This window comes from Streptomyces sp. NPDC090741 (genome assembly GCF_044769045.1).
Lineage (GTDB): Bacteria > Actinomycetota > Actinomycetes > Streptomycetales > Streptomycetaceae > Streptomyces.
Window position 1 is genome coordinate 397,450 of sequence record NZ_JBIVXF010000001.1, and the last position, 18,481, is coordinate 415,930.

At 71.6% G+C, this 18,481-nt stretch carries 20 protein-coding genes; 13 read left to right on the forward strand and 7 right to left on the reverse strand.

Going from position 1 to position 18,481, the window contains the following annotated elements; translation table 11 throughout:
• Nucleotides 1–197: 197 nt before the first annotated feature.
• The 3 genes from ACIQU4_RS01770 (at nt 198) to ACIQU4_RS01780 (ending at nt 3,239) form a co-directional block, all read left to right on the forward strand.
• Complete coding sequence (locus ACIQU4_RS01770) at nt 198–1,304, forward strand: acyl-CoA dehydrogenase family protein (protein ID WP_403724496.1); 1,107 nt, start codon at nt 198–200, stop codon at nt 1,302–1,304.
• Nucleotides 1,301–2,287 (forward strand): aldo/keto reductase, encoded by a 987-nt coding sequence (locus ACIQU4_RS01775; protein ID WP_403724498.1) that lies wholly within the window; start codon nt 1,301–1,303, stop codon nt 2,285–2,287. The genes ACIQU4_RS01770 and ACIQU4_RS01775 overlap by 4 nt, the downstream gene beginning before the upstream one ends.
• 142 nt (nt 2,288–2,429) lie before the next feature.
• Nucleotides 2,430–3,239, forward strand: a complete 810-nt coding sequence (locus ACIQU4_RS01780) for a BTAD domain-containing putative transcriptional regulator (RefSeq protein ID WP_403724501.1) — start codon at nt 2,430–2,432, stop codon at nt 3,237–3,239.
• A 142-nt stretch (nt 3,240–3,381) separates the two neighbouring features.
• Here the strand turns inward: ACIQU4_RS01780 and ACIQU4_RS01785 are convergent, their stop codons facing one another.
• From ACIQU4_RS01785 to ACIQU4_RS01795, 3 genes are all read right to left on the reverse strand, one after another.
• The gene (locus tag ACIQU4_RS01785) at nt 3,382–3,882 is read right to left on the reverse strand and encodes a flavin reductase family protein (protein ID WP_403724503.1); all 501 of its coding nucleotides are present in this window, start codon (nt 3,880–3,882) and stop codon (nt 3,382–3,384) included.
• A 161-nt stretch (nt 3,883–4,043) separates the two neighbouring features.
• Nucleotides 4,044–4,664 (reverse strand): NADH oxidase, encoded by a 621-nt coding sequence (locus ACIQU4_RS01790; protein WP_403724505.1) that lies wholly within the window; start codon nt 4,662–4,664, stop codon nt 4,044–4,046.
• 155 nt (nt 4,665–4,819) lie between these two features.
• Nucleotides 4,820–6,103, reverse strand: a complete 1,284-nt coding sequence (locus tag ACIQU4_RS01795; RefSeq protein ID WP_403724507.1) for an MFS transporter — start codon at nt 6,101–6,103, stop codon at nt 4,820–4,822.
• Nucleotides 6,104–6,311: 208 nt separating this feature from the next.
• Between ACIQU4_RS01795 and ACIQU4_RS01800 the strand changes: the two genes are divergently transcribed.
• Complete coding sequence (locus ACIQU4_RS01800) at nt 6,312–7,517, forward strand: acyltransferase family protein (protein WP_403724510.1); 1,206 nt, start codon at nt 6,312–6,314, stop codon at nt 7,515–7,517.
• Between the two features lie 89 nt (nt 7,518–7,606).
• Here ACIQU4_RS01800 and ACIQU4_RS01805 read toward each other — a convergent pair whose 3' ends face one another.
• The 4 genes from ACIQU4_RS01805 to ACIQU4_RS01820 all read right to left on the reverse strand — a co-directional run bounded on the left by ACIQU4_RS01805 (nt 7,607) and on the right by ACIQU4_RS01820 (nt 11,312).
• A complete protein-coding gene (locus ACIQU4_RS01805) occupies nt 7,607–8,233 on the reverse strand; it encodes an NADPH-dependent F420 reductase (RefSeq protein ID WP_403724513.1) in 627 nt (208 codons plus the stop codon).
• A gap of 155 nt (nt 8,234–8,388) precedes the next feature.
• Nucleotides 8,389–9,450, reverse strand: a complete 1,062-nt coding sequence (locus ACIQU4_RS01810) for a beta-ketoacyl-ACP synthase III (RefSeq protein WP_403724516.1) — start codon at nt 9,448–9,450, stop codon at nt 8,389–8,391.
• 164 nt (nt 9,451–9,614) lie between these two features.
• Nucleotides 9,615–10,460 carry a helix-turn-helix transcriptional regulator gene (locus ACIQU4_RS01815; protein WP_403724519.1) on the reverse strand — a complete coding sequence of 282 codons (846 nt, stop codon included), beginning with the start codon at nt 10,458–10,460 and terminating at the stop codon, nt 9,615–9,617.
• A 57-nt stretch (nt 10,461–10,517) separates the two neighbouring features.
• Nucleotides 10,518–11,312, reverse strand: a complete 795-nt coding sequence (locus ACIQU4_RS01820; RefSeq protein WP_403724522.1) for a thioesterase II family protein — start codon at nt 11,310–11,312, stop codon at nt 10,518–10,520.
• A gap of 136 nt (nt 11,313–11,448) precedes the next feature.
• On the opposite strand from ACIQU4_RS01820, the gene ACIQU4_RS01825 reads away from it, so the two are divergent.
• From ACIQU4_RS01825 to ACIQU4_RS01865, 9 genes are all read left to right on the forward strand, one after another.
• Complete coding sequence (locus tag ACIQU4_RS01825; RefSeq protein WP_403724525.1) at nt 11,449–12,309, forward strand: helix-turn-helix transcriptional regulator; 861 nt, start codon at nt 11,449–11,451, stop codon at nt 12,307–12,309.
• Between the two features lie 171 nt (nt 12,310–12,480).
• Entirely contained in the window at nt 12,481–12,723 is a 243-nt protein-coding gene (locus tag ACIQU4_RS01830) for a phosphopantetheine-binding protein (protein WP_385579101.1), read from the forward strand.
• A 61-nt stretch (nt 12,724–12,784) separates the two neighbouring features.
• Entirely contained in the window at nt 12,785–13,405 is a 621-nt protein-coding gene (locus ACIQU4_RS01835) for a hypothetical protein (protein WP_403724528.1), read from the forward strand.
• On the forward strand, nt 13,398–14,303 hold the full coding sequence (locus ACIQU4_RS01840) for a hypothetical protein (RefSeq protein ID WP_403724531.1): 906 nt from the start codon (nt 13,398–13,400) through the stop codon (nt 14,301–14,303). The genes ACIQU4_RS01835 and ACIQU4_RS01840 overlap by 8 nt, the downstream gene beginning before the upstream one ends.
• Nucleotides 14,304–14,316: 13 nt before the next feature.
• Nucleotides 14,317–14,535: a tautomerase family protein gene (locus ACIQU4_RS01845; protein WP_030153712.1), complete on the forward strand. Its 219-nt coding sequence runs from the start codon at nt 14,317–14,319 to the stop codon at nt 14,533–14,535.
• Nucleotides 14,536–14,576: 41 nt separating this feature from the next.
• On the forward strand, nt 14,577–15,431 hold the full coding sequence (locus ACIQU4_RS01850) for an AfsA-related hotdog domain-containing protein (protein WP_403724534.1): 855 nt from the start codon (nt 14,577–14,579) through the stop codon (nt 15,429–15,431).
• Nucleotides 15,428–16,129, forward strand: a complete 702-nt coding sequence (locus ACIQU4_RS01855) for an HAD family hydrolase (RefSeq protein WP_403724536.1) — start codon at nt 15,428–15,430, stop codon at nt 16,127–16,129. The genes ACIQU4_RS01850 and ACIQU4_RS01855 overlap by 4 nt, the downstream gene beginning before the upstream one ends.
• Nucleotides 16,126–16,755, forward strand: coding sequence for a hypothetical protein (locus ACIQU4_RS01860; protein WP_403724538.1), 630 nt, complete (start codon nt 16,126–16,128; stop codon nt 16,753–16,755). Before ACIQU4_RS01855 ends, ACIQU4_RS01860 begins: the two co-directional genes overlap by 4 nt.
• Nucleotides 16,752–18,479, forward strand: coding sequence for a GH3 auxin-responsive promoter family protein (locus ACIQU4_RS01865; RefSeq protein ID WP_403724540.1), 1,728 nt, complete (start codon nt 16,752–16,754; stop codon nt 18,477–18,479). Before ACIQU4_RS01860 ends, ACIQU4_RS01865 begins: the two co-directional genes overlap by 4 nt.
• Nucleotides 18,480–18,481: the final 2 nt, after the last annotated feature.

Below are 18,481 nucleotides of genomic sequence, written 5' to 3' on the forward strand. Positions count from 1 at the left end.
CCACCAGCGCCGTGCCCGGCTCGGCGCCGGGCACACCCCGGCACCGTGCCCACCTCCGACCCGGAAGACCTCACCGCACTGCGCGGCGGCCGGGTCACTCTCATCAAGGTCTGACGCGGCTCTAGGGGGGTGCGAGTGGGGGTTGAGGGGGGTGTGGGATGGTCCGGCCGCTCATCGGTGGCTTTTGAGGAGGCAGGATGGTTACGGGGACCGGGCTTGTTGAGCGGGCCGGGGGGTTGGGCGAGTTGGGGCGGCGGCGGGCCGCCGACGCGGAGGAGCGGCGGCGGCTGACCCCCGATGTGGTGGCGCGGATGTTGGAGAGCGGGTTCGCCCGGCACTTCGTGCCCGTCGGGTTCGGTGGGGTGGAGGGCGGCTTCGGTGAGTTCGCCCGCGCCGTGGCCGTCGTCGCCGAGGGGTGTGCCGCCACTGCTTGGTGTGCTTCCGTCGCCGCCAGTCTGGCTCGGGTGGCCGCCTGTCTGCCGGAGGAGGGGCAGGCTGATGTCTGGGGTGGAGGGGCTGACGCGTTCGTCGTCGGGTCGCTCTCGCCCGCGGGCAAGGCCGCGCCGGCCCCGGGTGGGTGGCAGCTGTCCGGGAGTTGGGCCTACATCAGCGGCGTCGACTATGCCGACTGGGTGGTGCTGTGTGCCGTCCTGCCCGGCGGGGGCGGTGCACGGTTGTTCGCACTGCCTCGGGGCGCCTACGCCGTCAAGGACACCTGGACCGGGTCCGGGATGCGGGGTACCGGGAGCAATACCGTCATCGTTGATGACGTGTTCGTTCCCGAGTCGCGGAGCGCGGACCGGCAGCGGCTGTCCGACGGCCGCACCGTGCCGATCCAGGCCGTGAACGGCCTGTCGTGTGCGCCCGCAGCCCTCGGGGCCGCGCGCGGCGCGCTCAAGCTGTGGACCGCCGACACCGCCCAGCGGCTCGCGCGCGGCGGTGGGCGGGTGGGGGGTCCCGGGCCCTCCCTCAGTACGTACGAAGCGGTCCTGACCCGCAGCTCCGGTGAGATCGACGCCGCGATGCTGCTGCTGGAGCGGGCCGCGTCCGTCGCCGACCGGGGCGCGGGGATCACCGGAGAGGAGATCGCCCGCAACGTGCGCGACTACGCGCTGTCCGCCGAGCTTCTGGTGAACGCCGTCAATCGGATGTTCGCCGCCTCCGGTACGTCCGGGCAGAGCACTCGCAGTCCGCTGGAGCGGGCATGGCGGGACGTCAACTCCATTGCCACGCACATCGCCCTGACCTTCGATCCTGCCGCCGTTCTCTTCTCGTCCCGCCCGTTCGCCTTGGAGGCAGCATGACCAACGTCCCTACCCGACACCTCGGCGAACTGGCGGTTTCCGCGCAGGGCCTGGGCTGCATGGGCATGAGCCACGGCTACGGCGCCACGGACGACGCGGAGTCGGTCGCGACCCTGCACCGCGCCCTGGACCTCGGGGTGACCCTGCTGGACACCGCCGACTTCTACGGCAGCGGGCACAACGAGGAGCTGATCGGCCGGGCCGTCGCCGGGCGCCGCGACCGGGTCGTGCTGGCCACGAAGTTCGGCTTCGCCAACCGGCTCGGCGAGCCCACCCTCGTACGGGGCGACGCCGCGTACGTACGGCAGGCCTGCGAGGCGTCGCTGCGCCGGCTCGGTGTCGACCACATCGACCTCTTCTACCAGCACCGGGTCGATCCGGAGGTCCCGATCGAGGAGACCGTCGGCGCGATGGCCGAGCTGGTGCGGGCCGGGAAGGTACGCCACCTCGGCCTGTCCGAGGCCGGTGCGCAGACCATCCGGCGGGCGCACGCGGTGCACCCGATCGCCGCGCTGCAGAGCGAGTGGTCGCTGTGGTCCCGCGATCTGGAGGCGGAGATCGTCCCGGTGTGCCGCGAGCTCGGCGTGGGCGTGGTCCCGTACGCGCCGCTCGGGCGGGGCTTCCTGACCGGCCGGTACGGCTCGGTGGAGAAGCTGGCGGAGACCGACGTACGGCGCGGGCACCCGCGCTTCGCCGACGGAAACCGCGAGCGGAACCTGGCGATCGTCGCGAAGCTGGACGAGCTCGCCGCGGCGAAGGGGATCACGGCCGGCCAGCTCGCGCTCGCCTGGGTGCAGCACCGGGGCGAGGACGTGGTGCCGATCCCCGGCACCCGGCGCCGGCGCTACCTGGAGGAGAACCTCGCGGCCCTGGCCGTCGAGCTGTCGCCCGAGGACCTCGCCGCGATCGAGGCCGCGGCCCCGCCCGGGGACATCGCGGGCACCCGTTACGACGCGACCGGGCTCACCTTCGTCAACGGCTGAGCCCTCCGGCCCGGTTCCCTCCCGTCCGGTTCCCGTCCGCCCGCCTGCTCCTCAGCAGGCGGGCGGACGCATATGAGAACTTCATGTCCGCCCGTGCACTCGTCACTGGTCGCCCGCTCAAGGCGGCTGCGATGCTGAGTCCATGGAATTCGGAGTTCTCGGACCGCTCGAAGCCCGTATGCACGGCACGTCCATCGCACCGACCGCCGGAAAACCGCGCCAGATCCTCGCGCTGCTCGCCATCCGCGCGGGACGCGTCGTACAAGTGGAAACGCTGATGGCCGAATTGTGGGGCAATGCCATTCCCCGCAGTGCCGCCACCACGCTCCAGACCTACATCCTCCAATTGCGCCGGAAACTCACACAGGCCGGCGTGCAGCAGCAATCCGGCCGCAGCGCCAAGGACGTACTGGCGACCTGTTACGGGGGCTACCGGCTCGCTCCCGAGGAGTTCTCCCTCGATCTGCAGACGTTCCAGCAGCTGGTGCGCGCGGGCGGGCGGACGATGGCCGAGAACGACCCCAGGACGGCCTCCGAGCAGCTCGGCCGCGCGCTGGACCTGTGGCGCGGCCCGGCCCTCACCGACGTCCCGGTCGGTGAGGTCCTCAGCACGGAGGTCATCGGCATGCAGGAGGAACGCGACTGGGCGCTGGAGATGCGCCTCGAAGCCGACCTCAGCCTCGGCCGGCACGCGGAGATCATCGGCGAGCTGCGCATGCTCGTGAGCCGGCAGCCCCTGCACGAGACCCTGTCCGCCCAGCTGATGACCGCCCTGTACCGGGCCGGGCACCCCTGGCGCGCGCTCGACGCCTTCCAGTCGCTGCGCCACGCGCTCATCAATGAGCTGGGGGTCGAGCCGTCGCCGCGGCTCCAGCGGCTGCACCAGGCCATTCTGGCCAACGACACCGGCCTGCAGGCCCCTTCCTGCACCCTGCATGCACTCTCCGCCTAGGGGGTGTCCGGACGCCGCGAGCCCGGCCTGATCCGTAAGACACCCCCCAGCCGCGCCGCCCCCCACAAGGCGATACGGCCGCGCCGTACAAACGACGAAGCTCCTGGCAGACACCGTGTCCGCCAGGAGCTTCGTCGTTGCGTCAGTGCTGGACGGCCAGCCGGCGGTCCGGCTCCCACCGGCCGAACTCGCCCTGCTGGTACAGGGCGGCCGCGCCCGCGAAGGTCTCGCTCTCGTCGATCCGCCCGATGAGCAGCAGGTGGTCGCCGGCCTCCACCGTCTCCACGAGCGTGCAGCCCGCGTAGGCCACCGCGTCCTCGGTGAGTACGGGAACGCCCGCCAGTCCGCGGCGCCAGGCCACTTCGTCGAACTTGCACGCCGCCTTCCCGGCGAAGGTCAGGGCCTTGTCCCGGCCCCGGTGGGCCACGAAGTTCATGGCGAACACCCCGGAGGCGAGGATCGCGGGCAAGGTCCGGGAACCCTTGCCCACGCACAGCAGGAGCAGGGGCGGCGCCGCCGAGACGGCGGAGAACGCGTTGCACGTGAAGCCGGTCGGTTCGCCGCCCTCGCCGAGTGCGGTGACGATCGCGACAGGGGTCGGAAAGGAACCGAAAACCTTACGGAAGGTATCCGTGTCCAGCATGATGGCCACTCCGTCGAGTCAGTTACGGGACTTTCCCGCTGCATGCGCCGCACTATGGGCGAAGTGGCTTGAAACCGCCTGGACGGGAACTCGGCCGGAACACCAGCGTCCCTTGAGCCGCCGAGCCGCCGAGCCGCTGAGCCGCCCGAACCGCCCAGCCGCTACGCGGGCTCGTCCACCGACGTCACCAGCCCGGCGGCCGCCAGATAGCCGATGATGTCCTCGGTCACCTGCGGCGGCAGCGGCAACGCGGCCGAGACCGCGGTGAGCGTGGTCGGCCACGCGAGGGTCATCGCCACCCACGCCGCCTCCTGCCGGTGCAGGACGACGCGGTGGGGGGAGCGCTCGGACTCCAGGACGCATCCGGTGCCCGACTCCGGCACGGTGAAGGCCACGTGCCGGGGCAGGCATACGCGGCGCTCACCGGCAGGCCGGATCAGGACGAACGACGCCGCCGACGACAGCGGGACCACGGACAGCAGCGGCCCTTTCAGGTCGTCCACGCCGAGGGTGCGCACCACGAGGTGCGACAGCTTGCTGAGCGCCGGCAGGGTGAACGGGCACTGCTCCTCGGGCTCGCTCAGGGCGTTGGCCAGCAGGACCGGCCCGAGCTCCATCCTCCGCAGTACCTCGCGCACCGCCGGGCTGGGCCGGTCGAGCCGGTCCTGGCCCCAGCGGCTGGTGAGCAGGAGTACGTCGCCGCCGGCCCCCTGATCGACGATCACGTCCTCGGACAGCGACCAGAGATGGAAGGTCTGGACACCCCCGGTCGTATACCGCATGTTGCACCTCTCTAGCCGGGCGGAGGGTTTCACGAGTATGGCCGCGCGCCCGAGCCTCACGACAGGTCGTGCGCCATACGACCACCATGAATTCCTCACGCCGCCCCCAAGGGCCCCTCATACGGGCCTGGTCTGGATGTACGGACGCGTCGTGATCAGGAACGGACGGGCTTCGGCGCCCCTCCCCCGGTCCGGCCGAAAGCAGCGGTCATCAGCATCGCGGCGAGCGCGAAGGCGCCGGCCACGGCCATCGCCAGGCGCGGGCCGTTGGAGTCGATGATCAGGCCGCCGATGAACGAACCCACGCCGATGGCCCCGTTGAAGGCGGCGACGTACAGCGACGAGGCGGCCTCGCTCTCCTCGGGGACGAGCCGCATGACCCAGGTCTGCAGGGCGACCGGAAGCGCCGCGTAGAGCACGCCCCAGCACACCAGCAGGGTGATGACGAGCGGGCCGCTCGCTCCGCCCGCGTACATCACCCCCATGACGACGGCCAGTAGTCCGGTGCAGGCGATGATGCTCGTCCGCAGGGCCCGGCCGACGACGGCGCCCGCCGCGAAGTTCCCCGCCAGTCCGGCCGCGCCGAAGACCAGCAGCAGTGCGCCGACGAGGGACGGCCGGACGCCGGTCACCTCCTGCAGGAACGGGGCCACGTACGTGAAGGCGAGGAAGTGGCCGCTCATGATCAGCGCGGTGACGCCGACCGCGACGCGCAGCGCGCGATGGCGCAGTACGTGCCGGAGCGCGGCCAGGCTGCCGCTGCCCTTGGCGGGCAGGGCGGGCATGAACAGCAGGCTCGCCGCCAGGACGACGAAGCCGAGGAAGCCGACGCAGACGAAGGCCGCGTGCCAGCCGGCGGACTGGCCGACGGCGGTGCCGAGCGGGGTGCCCGCGACGGAGGCGAGGGAGATGCCGCCGAGGACCACCGAGGTCGCGCGGACGGCGTGCCGCTCGGGGACCAGCCGTACGGCGATCGACACGGCGATGGACCAGAACACCCCGTGCGCCAGGGCCACGACGAGGCGGGCGGTCAGGAGCAGCGCGTAGCCCGAGACGGCGGCGGCCATGAAGTTGCCGGCGACGTAGAGGACCATCAGGGCGACGAGCAGCCACTTGCGGTCCACGCGGCCGGTGAGCGCGGTCAGGGGTGCGGCGGTCACCGCGGCGAGCACGGCGAAACCGGTGACGAGGAAGCCCGCCGAGCCGAGGGAGACCTTCGTGCCCTCGGCGATGGACGGGAGCAGGCCGATGGGCAGGGTCTCCGTGGTGACGAACGAGAAGACGCCGAGGGCCAGTCCGACCACGGCCAGCCAGGACCGCCAGGGCGAGCCCGGTGGCGCGGCCGCGGGGGTCGGGGTCGGGGTCAGGGTCGGGGTCGGGGTCGGGTCTTTCGCCACCGAGGGCGTCGTGCCGCTCTGACTGGTCACGCTCGTGGACATGGGTGCTCCCGGGTCGAGGAATATGCGCGAAACGAGAAATACAGAAAAGATCCGTCGGTGAATTCTCCCGCTCGCACATCTGCGGAGGAAGTGCCTCCGGCTCCTGGTGGTGGCACCAACTGGATAAGCACGCCCCGGCAATTCAGCGGTTTCTCGGGTAGCTTTCCGAACGTCTTTCCCAGCATCCCTCTTCCGAAGGAGCAGCAACGTGTCGACGGACAGAATGCGTACCCGGGTGACCCGCCTCGACACGCTGACCGGGTTACGCTTTCCCGCCGCCTTCGTGGTGTTCCTCTACCACGCGGCACTCCTGGGCTTCCTGGGCGTCCCCTGGCTGAGCAGCAGCTCGGCCGTCACGACGTACTACGACGCCGTGGCCCACGTCGGCGCCGTCGGCGTCACGTTCTTCTTCGCGCTCAGCGGCTTCGTACTGACCTGGTCGGCCCGAGACACCGATACCGCGCCGCGCTTCTGGCGGCGCCGCTTCCTCAAGATCGTCCCGAACTACGTGGTCGTCTGGGCACTGGCCATGCTGGTGTTCGCGGCGCCCATCACGGACATGACGATCGGCCTGCTCAACCTGTTCATGGTCCAGGTCTGGTACCCGGACTTCGCGATCAACTTCGGGGTGAACCCGGCCGGTTGGTCCCTGGGCGTCGAGGCGGTCTTCTACCTCCTCTTCCCCGTCCTGCTCCACTGGATCAAGAAGATCCCGGCCCACCGGCTGAACCTCTGGGTCGTGGGCGTGGTCGCCGGAATCGTCGCGACGCCGCTGCTCTCCACGCTGCTGGTCCCGGCCGGGGCGATGATGCCCACCGAGCCCGACACCTCGATCAACCAGTACTTCTTCTCCTACATCCTGCCGCTGCCCCGGGTACTGGACTTCGCCCTCGGCATCCTCGTGGCCCGTTCGGTGATGGCGGGACGCTGGCGCAACATCGGCATGGTCTGGTCCGGCGTCCTGCTCACCGCCGCATTCGCCCTGGGCTACTTCGTTCCGCCCATCTACGCGACGCGCGCGGTCTGCGTCGTCCCCGCCGCCCTCCTCATCGCGGCCGGCGCCATCGCGGACGACGAGGGCAGGTTCACGCTCTTCCGCAACCGCGTGATGGTCTGGCTCGGCGACATCTCGTTCGCCTTCTACCTGGTGCACTACACGGTGATGGTCGCGGTGTGGAAGCTGCTCGGCAGCCACTCGTACTCGAATCCGGCGGCCGTCGGGCTGATGGCGCTGGCCATGGGCGTCGCGATCCTGGCCTCGTGGGCGCTGCACACCCTGGTCGAGCGGCCGATCACGCGGCGCTGGTCGAACCCGAAGAAGAAGCTCGTGGCGGCCGCCCTTCCCGCCGCCGAGCCCCGGCCCCTCGCGGTCCGCGGCGCGGGCGAGCGGGTCGGCTCCTCCCCCACCGCGTGAGCGCGGGTACGTAGGACGGGTCCGTGGGAAACGGGACCGCCTGCCCCGTCCGGCTCCGGCCGGACGGGGCAGGCGGTTCCCGTCGTACGTCAGAGGCCGGCCGCGGCGCGCAGGCCCGCGGCCGTGGAGGCGAGGCCGAAGAGCGCGCCGCCGGGATCCAGGGCGGCCGACTCCACCAGCCCGCCGACGTGGACCGGTACGAAACCGGCGTCGCGCACCAGGGTTTCCGTGACCTCCCGGGCCGCGGGGTCGTCGGAAGCGGTGCCCATGCCCCAGAAGTGCCGCTGTCCGGTGCCGCGCGACCACAGCAGCTCGTCCGGGAAGTGGCAGAACGCACGGGCGAGCGGGCTGTCGGGCAGCCGCTCGGCGGTCCGGCTCCCCCGGGTGGTGCCCGGTCCGAGCACCGAGACGAACAGTCCGTCCTCCGAGACGCCGATCGGGCTGGTGGCGTCGATCACGGTCTTTCCGGCCAACGGGCCCGCCAGTTGCTCCAGGAGGTCGTCGAGGGCCGGGTGCGGGACGGACAGCAGGACGACATCGCTCGCCCGGGCCGCATCGGCGTACGTCGCGGCCCGCGCCCGCTCGCCCAGCGGTTCGACGAAGGGCGCGAGCCGGCCCGGGTCCCGGGAGCCGAACGTCACGCGGTGCCCGGCCGCCACCCAGTGCCGGCCGAGCGGGCGGCCGATGTTGCCCGCGCCCAGGATGCCGATGTTCATGGGGTACTCCTCGCTTTGCGTTCTTCGTACGTACGGCGTGGGGGGGGGGGGGGGCGCGGGGGGGGGGGGGGGCGGGCCGGGGGGGGGGGGGCGGGCCCGGCCGCCGCCCCCCCCCCCCCCCCCCCCCCCCCCCCCGACTCTGGGGGTTGGTCGTGTCAGTACGCGGTGATGTCGGGCCAGACCAGGGCCGTCGAGCCCCAGGTCACGCCGCCGCCGAAAGCGCTCATCAGCACGCGGTCGCCCGGTGTGACCTGGCCCCCGGCGACGGCGTCGGCGAGGGCCAGCGGGATGGAGGCGGCCGAGGTGTTGCCGACGCGGTCGAGGTTGACGACCGTCCGCTCCCGCGCCATCCCCAGCTGGTCGGCCACGGCGTGCAGGATCCGTACGTTCGCCTGGTGGCCCACGAACCAGTCCACCGAATCCGCCGCCCATCCGGCGCGGTCGAGCATGGCCTGGGAGGAGGCCGCCATACGGGTCACGGCGTGCCGGAAGACAGACTTGCCCTGCATGGTGAAGTACGCGTCGGCAGGATCCGGTTCGGGCCCGTCGGCCGCGGCCGCCGCCGAGCGCTGCCGCGAACCGCCGCCCGGGACGATGATCAGGTCCTTCAGCGAGCCGTCGCTGCCCAGGTCGTACCCCAGCAGCGCACCGGGCTCGGTGGGGTCACCGGCCCGCAGCACCACCGCTCCGGCGCCGTCACCGAAGATGACCGACGTGGTGCGGTCCTGCGGGTCGAGGATCGTCGAGTACGTCTCCGCGCCGATGACCAGGACGCGCTCCGCGATGCCGGCGGCGATGGCGCCCGCGGCGGAGGCGAGGCCGTAGACGAAGCCGCTGCACACCGCGGCCACGTCGTACGCGGGCACACCCTCCAGGCCCAGCCGGGAGGCGACTTCGGGAGCCGTCGCCGGGCACGGGTGGTCCGGAGTGGTCGTGGCGAGCACCACCAGGTCGACGTCAGCGGAGCCGGCCGACTTCAGCGCCCGCTCGCCCGCCGCCACGGCGAGGTCGCCGGTGGCGGTCCCCGGGTCGGCCCAGTGCCGCTGGGTGATGCCCGTACGGGTGCGGATCCACTCGTCCGAGGTGTCCATGGTCCGGGACAGCTCCTCGTTGGTCACGACGCGGGGCGGGACGAACGTCCCGAGCCCGGTGAGGACCGCTGTCCGGCCGTGGCCCAACGCATCAGTGGCATCAACGGCATCAGTCGCATGAGTCAAGGGAGGCCTCCATAGTCGCCGGTGCGGGACGCCGCTACCGGGCACGGTGGAACGGGCCGCTCTCCGCGCGGGGGCAGGCCACCCGACGATTCTGCGGCGGCGGCCGGAACCCATCCAGACCGTGCCGCCGGTGGTGGTGGGACCACCACCCTCGCGTCCGTCCCCTACGACCAGGCCGACACGGGCCCGGCGGCGCCCGGCGGGAGGTACACCAGGAGGCGGGTGCCGGCGGCTTCGTCCAGGTCCATGGTGAAGAGCACGAAGGAGACGCGGCCCTCGTGGGGGTGGTCCACCTCCACCGTCGTCGGCACGAACTCCTCGACCTCGTGGCGCTCCCACAGCTCGGCGAACCGCGGGTCGCTCTGCGCCAGTTCGTCCGCGATCTCCTCGTACCGCGGATCGTCGGCCCCGTACGAGGACTGCAGGCGGAACCGGGCCGTCATCCGGCGGGCCAGCTGCGGCCGGTTGAGATACCGCTCGCCGTGGGATCCGGCGAACAGGCTGGTCAGGAAGTTGTCGTTGCCGTCGCGGCCCAGGCGAAGCGCCTCGGCGGCCGGTTCGTTGACCGCGAGGACCTGCCAGTACCGGTCGATGACGCAGGAGGGCCCCAACAGCTGGGTGTCCACCATCCGCTGGAAGAGTCCGGAATCCGGGAGGTCGGGAGCCGAGAGCGGCAGCGGGGGGTTGGCGTCCGCGAGCCGGTACAGGTGCACCCGCTCGCGTTCGCTGAAGCGCAGGGCCCGGCTGATCGCGTCGAGTATCCCGTCGGAGACCTTGATGGGGCGGCCCTGTTCCAGCCAGGCGTACCACGACGCGCTCACCCCGGCCAGGACCGCGACCTCCTCACGGCGGAGCCCGACCCGGGCGCGCCGGGGGGCCGTCGCCAGTCCGACGTCCTGGGGGGAGAGTGCCGCTCGGCGGCTCCGCAGGAAGTGCGCCAGCTCGGTGCGCTTCTTCTTCGTACGGTCGTTGCGGTCGTTGCGGTCGGTCCCTAACGGCATGGCGTCCATACCGCCCGAAGGTAGGTCACACCCCCACGCGGTGTCAGCGGCGGGAATCACACGGTTTCAGTTTTCGACCGCCCCGAGGATGCGCCCCAACTCGGCGAAGAACAGGTCCTTGTGCTCCCGGTTGAAGAAGTGGCCCCCCGGGAGGGTGCGGAACGAGAACGGCCCGCCCGCGTGCGCTCGCCACGCCTCGGCGTCCGCCGCGGGCACCAGTGGGTCACGGCTGCCCAGCAGTACGTGGACCGGGCAGGGCAGCGGCCGGTGGCCGGCCTCCGGATGCCGGTAGGTGCCGCATACCCGCAGGTCCTCGCGGAGCCGTTGCACGACGGTGCTCATGCGGACGGGGTTCTCCCGCAGCAGCCGACCGGCTCCACCCAGACCCAACAGCAGCTCTAGGGACGCTCGATCCGATAGCCCTACGGTCAGGTCGGGCGCAGCCTGGACATGCGGCGCGCGGTGGGCCCCGGCCACGAAACAGGCGGGCGGGCGCCGTCCCGCGGCGATGTGCCGCTGTGCCACGCCGTAGGAGACCAGCGCTCCCATGCTGTGTCCGTAGAAGGCGTAGGGCTCGTCGAGGAAGGGGGTCAGCTGCCTTGTCACCTCGCGTACGAGGCCGTCCATCGTGCTGACGGCACCGGGGACGCCGGCCGCGGGCACCGACCTGGGGGGCATGGACACCGGCACCACCTCCACCCCGCGGCCGAGCCATTGCCCCCAGCCCGAGAAGGACCAGGCGCTGCCGCCCGCGTGATGGAAGCAGAACAGGCGCAGCCGGGTCGATTCGTTCTTCGCCGGGATGCTCTCCGCCGTACCCGCCGCCCTGGCAGCCGGGATGTTCGCCGCTGTGTGGAACATGCCGCCAGTGTGGCGGGCGATTCCGGCGAGAGGGAGTGTCTGTCGATCGGGGTGGTGCCACCACCATCGGTGGGCCTGCCGGTCGGGCGCACCGCACCGAAATTTTCTTCAGTCGGAAAGAGAAAGAGGTCGAGGAATGCAGACGACTGCATCCCCTCCGGTATCAGGACTTCTACGGCGGACGCGGCTGCGGCATTTCCTGCGGGCGCGCAGGGAGCAGATCACGCCGGAGGAAGTCGGTCTGGTGAACGTGGAGCGCAGACGTACGCCGGGGCTGCGGCGCGAGGAGGTCGCGGCTCTGGCCGGGGTCGGGGTGTCCTGGTACACCTGGCTCGAACAGGGCCGGGACATCAACGTCTCCGAAGGCATCGTGAATGCGGTCAGCAATGCGCTGCGGCTCGGGGACGTGGAGCGCACGTACTTCTACCGGCTGGCCGGCCACAATCCGCCGCAGCCCACGGCGGGCCGCCGGTGGGACAGCGAGTACGCGCGGATGAACGCGCTCGTCGAGGGGTGGTCGCGCAATCCGGCGTACATCACCGACCGGTACGGGCGCATCGAACTGGCCAGTCGTTCGGCCCGCTCCCTGTTCCGTATCGACGCCCGCGGTGACAACTGCGTGCTGAAGTTCTTCACCGAGCCGTCGACGCGCGAGAAGTACCCCGAGGCGGACGAGGTGGGACGCGGCCTGGTCGCCCAGTTCCGGGCGCAGTCGGCCCGTTTCCCGGAGGACCGGGAATTCGGCCGGATCGCCGAGCGGCTGAGCGAGCACAGCCCGCGCTTCGCCACACTGTGGGACTGCCACGAGGTGGTCGGCCCGAACCAGAGCCGGCGCAAGATCGTGCTCCCGCAGACCGGGGTGCGGGTCTTCGACCGCGTGGTGATGAGCGTCCCGGAGAGTCCCGAGTCGTTGCTGACCCTGTATGTCGCCCGGCCCGGGGCGGAATCGGCCGCGCGTCCGCGCGAACTGGTCGGCTGCCATGCCGAGGCCGCCTGATTCCCATGCCGGTGGTGTTCGCACCACCATGATCAGGAGACACTTCCTCCGCCCGTTCCCGGATCCCATGATGAATCCGTGGGACGCGGAGGAAATTCGATCCGCTGAATTCACCAGCTCCGATCCCGCAACGCGAAAGTCGGCGTTCCAAGTGATTCACGGAGGATTCTCATGGATGTTTCGATCGTCACCCGGGTGGTCACGGTCCTGGGCGAGCTGGACGTGGAGACGGCGGATGTCACGCCGGACACCACGTTCGAGGCGATGGAGATCGACTCGCTGCTGCTGGAGGAACTGGCGCTGCGGTTGCAGAAGACGTTCGGCGTCGAGATCGAGATGGGTGAACTCGTCCCCGAGCAGACCGTCGCGGAGGCGGCCGCGGTGATCGCGTCCAAGGGCGTCACCGTCGCCTGAGGAATTCCCCACCCCGCCCCACACATTTCCGAATTCACGTTTTCATCGAAAGGGCACACCCATGTCTTCCACCCTGCTCGTCCTCAATGAAGTAGCCGTGGCCCCGGGCCGACTGGACCAGGTCCTCGCCGAATGGAGCCGGCTGAACCAGAAGGAGCCGGTGGCCGGCCGCGCGCTGTACGTCAGCGTGGACGACGGCAACGTCCTGGAGATCACGCCGGTCAAGGAGCTCTCCGAGCTCGACGGCCTGAACGCGGGCTGGAAGCAGCTCTGGGAGGCCGTGTCGGGCGACCTCGTCACGGACTTCCGGCGCCACCTCCTGGAGTTCGTCGAGGCGCCCAAGGACACCGCCGACCCGCTGCCGCAGACCCCCTACGTGCAGCTGCGCTACATCGAGGTGAAGCCCGGCGAGTACACCGCGTACCGCGAGTGGCGCGAGAACACCATCTTCGACGTCGTCCGGCGCGCGGACGAGGTGAAGACGTTCCTGGCCTACCACTCGCTGATCAGCTCGCAGCCGGGCGTGATGTTCGTGTCCGGCTTCGAAGTCGAGCCGGCCGAGTACCAGGCGGTGTTCACCTCGCCGGAGTACCAGGAGATCGTCCGCCAGGCGGGCGACCGCTACATCGTGGGCGGCGAGAGCGGCCTGTACACCCGCGTCTACAAGCGTGCCGATGTCTGAGAGCGGTACGAAGACCCGTACGGCGACCCGTACGACGGCCGGGCTCGCGACCCCGAACCGCACGGAGACGTACGAGCTCGCCCTGACGACCCAGGGTCCGCTCTACCCGCCGAGCGAGGTCATGGACGGCGAGGGCAACTTCGTGGTGGTGGGCATGGTCAACCGGCCCACCGCCGGCGGCGGGGCCGCGCCCGAGTGGGGCGCGGCCGTGGTCTCACCGGCCAGCCCGGTTCCCGAGTTCGGCCGCCTCGCCCCCTACACGGTGGTGCGCGAACTGGACACCGACCCCGGCGGGGCGGACCGGGACCTCGTGCTCCACACCCTGCCGCTGCCCCTGCCGTGCAACAACTACCCGATGGTGTTCGCGCCGGAGCAGCTGCCGGACGCCGCCCGGGTCGAGCGGCCGAGCCACGCCTTCCACCAGGTGCCGATCCCGGACCTGCGGGCCGAGGACGGGCCCAAGGTCGTCGAGCCGGTGACCTTCGGCCGGTGGATGGAGGCGAGCGGGACCCTGGAGGTCGCCGTCACCCCGGACGGCCGGTCCGGGACGTTCGACTTCGGCTTCTCCCGTCTCGTACCGAACAGCGTCTACACGGTGATGTCGCTGCGCGCCCGCGACCTGGATCCGGCGGGCCCGACCCGGCCGGGGCCTCTCGGGGTGCCGAACGTGTTCGTCACGGACGCGGAAGGCTCCGGCCGCTACCACGCCACGATGCCGGACCCGTTCCCGGACCCGGAGCTGCCCGGCGCCAACCGGATCATCAACGTCGTCGTGCTGTGGATGAGCTACCAGCGCAGCTACGGCGGCGCCATCGGGGAGTTCGGCCTCGGCGGGGACATCCACGCCCACCTCAAACTGCGCGGCCCGTCCTTCCAGGACCTGCGCACCACACCCTGAGAGGTCCCATCCCATGCCCATCATCTCCGTCACCACCTGGGACGGCCAGGACGACGCCCAGTGCCGGGAGCTCATGGAGGAGCTGACCCGCACCGTCAGGAAGGTCACCGGAGCCCCCCTGGACAAGATCACGGTCTACGTCCAGGAGGTGCCGCGCAACCGCTGGGCGGAGGGCGGAGCCCTGGGCAGCGACCCGGAGTTCCCGGTGCTGAGCCGGCGCCTGACCGAATGACCTGACCCCCACCACCACCCGAACAGGAAAGGTCGAAAGCCATGTCCGTGCCCATGCCCCATGAGTCGTCCCAGGCCACCGATGCCAAGCCCGGCACGCTGTTCCTCGTGGGCGACGTGTTCGCCGAGTTCGCCCACCACGAAGGCGTGTTCACCGTCTCCCAGCTGGCCCGCCTGATCAGGAACGGGACATTCCCCGATGGCGCCGCCGGCGCCGACGGGGTCCGCGTGAGCGTGGGGCAGGGCGTCTCCCTGTTCGACGTCCAGTTCATACGCGACACCCTGGCCCGGCGCGGGCTCGCGGACCTGGTCGTCATCGACGACCAGGCGCTGCACACCCGCGCCGGCCGGGAGATCGCCCACAAACACCGTCCCGAGAACGTGCTGATCTCCGCGCCGCGTCCGGTCGGCGCCGACTGGTACGAGGCGGACCTGCTGGTCGACGGCGACAACGAGGTGATGTCCGACCACCTCACCGGACAGCACATGCAGGGGATGCTGGCCACCGAAGCCGGCCGGCAGATGTTCATCGCGGTGGCCGAGCAGTTCTACCTGCCGCCCGAGGCGGTGGGGAGCAGCTACTTCGTCATCGACTCCTTCGCCACCCGGTACCGCAACTTCCTCTTCCCGCTCCCCGCGGTGGTGCGCTGCCGCGTCCTCGCCCACCGCACCCCGCACCGCACCCGGATGACCTTCCACTGCGAACTCTCCGTGAGCCAGGGCGGGTCGGAGACGGCGGGCATGGAGGTCCGGTTCACCGCCTTCGACACCCAGGTCTCCCACGCCAAGGAGACGCGGGCGGCGCAGCGGTCCCTCCAGGACGGGGTGGCGCTGGCCGCGGCGGCGGCCGCCGCGGAGGCTGCGGCTCCGGCGCGCGCGGAGGTCCGTACGTCATGACCGACCACACGCCCGGGCCCGGTCCCTACATCGTCTTCAGCGACGTCGACGAGACGCTGATCACCGTCAAGAGCATGTTCGACTTCCTCCACTACCAGCTGGTGCGCCGGCACGGCGCGGCCGGGGAGGAGGAGTACGAGCGGATCACGGCGGTGATCGGCCGGCGGGCCGCCGGCGGGGCGCCCCGCGAGGAGATCAACCGCTTCTACTACAGCCACTACGCGGGCGAGTCCGTGGAGACGGTCACACGGCTGGCGGACGACTGGTTCACCGAACGCACCGCCTCCACCCGGGGCTTCTACATCGACTCCACGCTCCGGGCCCTGCGCGGCCACCGGGCCGCCGGCGCGCCGCTGGTCCTGGTCTCGGGCTCGTTCCCGCCCCTCCTGGAACCGCTGGCGCGCGAGCTGGGCGCGGAAACGGTCCTCTGCACCCGCCCGCTGATCGAGGACGGCATCTACACCGGCGAGGTCGGCACCCCGGTCATCGGCGAGGGCAAGCGCGCAGCGGTCCTCGCCCACCTGGCGGCGCGGCCCGCCGTCGACCCGCGCGACTGCTTCGCGTACGGGGACCACGTCTCCGACCTGCCGATGCTCGAACTCGTGGGGCGCCCCGTGGCCGTGGGCGAGGACACCGAGCTGCGCGAGCGCCTGGCGCGGCTCACCCGGCGGCGCTCCGAGACGATCGCCGTCCGATGAGCGGGCGCCGGTTCCACGTGCTGCTGGGTCCCGACGGGGCCGGCAAGTCCTCGACCATGGGGCGTCTGGCGCCCATGCTGCCCGAGTGGCGGATGGTGTCGACGGACCGCGCGTTCGTCGCGCCCGAGCACGCCCTGATCACTCGGCTGCGCCAGGACGTGCACGACCATCTGCTGCCGGGCCTCGGCACCGCGTACTCGGTGGACTTCATGGCCAGCGTGCTGCAGACGGCCGTGGTCCACCTCCGGGACCAGGTGCGGGAGACGGACCCGCGGGTTCCGGTGCTCGTGGACTCGTACTACTACAAGATCCTCGCGAAGTGCCGGATGGCAGGGGTCCGGGACAGCCGGATGTACTCCTGGTGGCGTTCCTTCCCGCAGCCCAGCGGGGTGGTCTTCCTCGACGTCTCGCCCGAGTCCGCCTGGCGCCGCAGGGGAGACGGCGCACGGCTCAACGCCCTGGAGTACGACGGGGAGGACGGGAGCTGGGCGGAGTTCGAGGGCTACCAGAGGAATCTGCGGAAGCTGCTGCTGGATGAGGTGCGGGAGTTGCCGGTGACGATGCTGCCGGAGCAGCCCGACGCCGACCGGGCGGCCGAAGCCGTACGGGAGGTGCTGAACGTATGAACGCCTCATCCGTCTGGCACACCCCCGGCCACACCGGCCGCTACCGCGAGCGCGTGTTCGCCGCGCGCGAGCGGCTGGCCGCCGAACACGCCGATCTGCGCGGCATGCAGCAGCGCGTCCTCACCGATCTGGTGGGCTTCAACGCCTCCACCCGGTTCGGCAGGCGGCACGGCTTCGGCCGCGTCCTCACGGTGGACGACTTCCGGGAGGCCGTCCCCGTACGCGACTACGCCGACCACGCCGCCCTCATCGAGCGGACGGCCGCCGGGGAGCGGAACCTGCTGTCGGCCGACGCGCCCGCCGTCTACTTCACCAGCAGCGGCAGCACCGGAGCGCACAAGAAGGTGCCCGTCACCCCGCGCTTCATGCGGACGACCTTCATGCCGTTCTACTTCGCGGCCTGGGCCCCGCTGATCGAGCACTTCCCGGACGTACTGGACCGGCCCGACGCCGTCCTCAACCTCAAGCACGATCCGCTGAGCGCCCCGCCCACCACGGGCGACGGCCGGCCCCATGTGGGCGCCAGCCAGGTGGACTTCGGGGCCCGCTTCGGCGAACCCCTCTCGGCCGAACCCGGCACGGGCGCACCCTGGGCGGCGCTTCCGGTGCCGACCGAACCCGGTGACCACCTGGAGCGGGCGTACCTGCGGCTCCGGCTGGCGGTGCAGAGCGATCTGCGGGCGCTGATCGGCATCAATCCGGCGATGGTCGCCGCCGTCCCGTACCAGCTGAACCTGTGGTGGCCGCGGATCGTGAAGGAGGTACGGGACGGCACCCTCGGCGGCCTGCCGCACCGGGAGCCGGACCCCGAGCGGGCCGCCGAACTCGAGCACCTCGCGGAGTACTTCGGCACCGTACGGCCCGCGCACGTGTGGCCCCGGCTGCGGGCCATCTTCTGCTGGACGACCGGGGTGGCATCGCTGTACCTGCCCGCGCTGCGGGAGGAGTTCGGCCCGGGCGTCACCGTGCTGCCGGCGCCGGTGGCCGCCTCGGAGGGCCCGGTCGGCGTGGCGCTGGACCGGCACGCCTCGGCCGGCAGCCTCGTCGCGTCGGCCTCGGTGTACGAGTTCGTGCCGGCCGATCAGGATCTCGCCCCGGGCTCCGCCACGCTGCTGCCGCACGAGCTCGAAGCCGGCCGGGACTACCACGTGGTCTTCAGCCACGTCGGCGGGCTGTACCGGTACGCCGTCGGTGACGTGGTCCGCGTCGTGGACATGTCCGGCGGGGTCCCGCGGCTGGAGTACGCGGGCCGGGGCGGCCGGTCCGACGCGGCGGGTGAGCGGCTGCGGGACGCGGAGGTGGTCCGGGCCCTGCACACGGCCCTGGGCTCCGGCGGACTCGCGCTGCGCAACGTGGCGTGCCGGGTCGAACCGGCGGCCGGTCCGACAGCCGGTGCGACAGCCGGTGCGGCGGAGCACGGGGCCCCGCGCTACGTGTTCGCGATCGCCCCGCGCAGTCCCTGGCACGCGGCCGAGACCGTACGGTTCACCGCCGCCCTGGACCGCTGCCTGGCGGCGCAGTCCGCCGGGTACGCGCAGGCCCGATCGGCCGGCCGGCTGGCCGCGCCCGCCGTACGCCTGCTGGACGCCGAGGCGTTCGACCGCGACTGGCACGAGGCGGTCGCCGAAGGCATCCGCCCGACGCAGGTCAAGGACCGCCTCTTCCGGCAGGACGACGCCCTCTGGGAGCGCCTGACCCGGGACCCCCGGGCCCCGCTCGCCTGACA

Excerpts from the sequence above, each read along its gene's own strand:
- ACIQU4_RS01770 (WP_403724496.1), top strand. The coding sequence starts at position 198 with ATGGTTACGGGGACCGGGCTTGTTGAGCGGGCCGGGGGGTTGGGCGAG.
- ACIQU4_RS01775 (WP_403724498.1), top strand. The coding sequence starts at position 1,301 with ATGACCAACGTCCCTACCCGACACCTCGGCGAACTGGCGGTTTCCGCG.
- ACIQU4_RS01780 (WP_403724501.1), top strand. The coding sequence starts at position 2,430 with ATGGAATTCGGAGTTCTCGGACCGCTCGAAGCCCGTATGCACGGCACG.
- ACIQU4_RS01785 (WP_403724503.1), bottom strand. The coding sequence starts at position 3,882 with ATGCTGGACACGGATACCTTCCGTAAGGTTTTCGGTTCCTTTCCGACC.
- ACIQU4_RS01790 (WP_403724505.1), bottom strand. The coding sequence starts at position 4,664 with ATGCGGTATACGACCGGGGGTGTCCAGACCTTCCATCTCTGGTCGCTG.
- ACIQU4_RS01795 (WP_403724507.1), bottom strand. The coding sequence starts at position 6,103 with ATGTCCACGAGCGTGACCAGTCAGAGCGGCACGACGCCCTCGGTGGCG.
- ACIQU4_RS01805 (WP_403724513.1), bottom strand. The coding sequence starts at position 8,233 with ATGAACATCGGCATCCTGGGCGCGGGCAACATCGGCCGCCCGCTCGGC.
- ACIQU4_RS01815 (WP_403724519.1), bottom strand. The coding sequence starts at position 10,460 with ATGGACGCCATGCCGTTAGGGACCGACCGCAACGACCGCAACGACCGT.
- ACIQU4_RS01820 (WP_403724522.1), bottom strand. The coding sequence starts at position 11,312 with ATGTTCCACACAGCGGCGAACATCCCGGCTGCCAGGGCGGCGGGTACG.
- ACIQU4_RS01825 (WP_403724525.1), top strand. The coding sequence starts at position 11,449 with ATGCAGACGACTGCATCCCCTCCGGTATCAGGACTTCTACGGCGGACG.
- ACIQU4_RS01830 (WP_385579101.1), top strand. The coding sequence starts at position 12,481 with ATGGATGTTTCGATCGTCACCCGGGTGGTCACGGTCCTGGGCGAGCTG.
- ACIQU4_RS01835 (WP_403724528.1), top strand. The coding sequence starts at position 12,785 with ATGTCTTCCACCCTGCTCGTCCTCAATGAAGTAGCCGTGGCCCCGGGC.
- ACIQU4_RS01840 (WP_403724531.1), top strand. The coding sequence starts at position 13,398 with ATGTCTGAGAGCGGTACGAAGACCCGTACGGCGACCCGTACGACGGCC.
- ACIQU4_RS01845 (WP_030153712.1), top strand. The coding sequence starts at position 14,317 with ATGCCCATCATCTCCGTCACCACCTGGGACGGCCAGGACGACGCCCAG.
- ACIQU4_RS01850 (WP_403724534.1), top strand. The coding sequence starts at position 14,577 with ATGTCCGTGCCCATGCCCCATGAGTCGTCCCAGGCCACCGATGCCAAG.
- ACIQU4_RS01855 (WP_403724536.1), top strand. The coding sequence starts at position 15,428 with ATGACCGACCACACGCCCGGGCCCGGTCCCTACATCGTCTTCAGCGAC.
- ACIQU4_RS01860 (WP_403724538.1), top strand. The coding sequence starts at position 16,126 with ATGAGCGGGCGCCGGTTCCACGTGCTGCTGGGTCCCGACGGGGCCGGC.
- ACIQU4_RS01865 (WP_403724540.1), top strand. The coding sequence starts at position 16,752 with ATGAACGCCTCATCCGTCTGGCACACCCCCGGCCACACCGGCCGCTAC.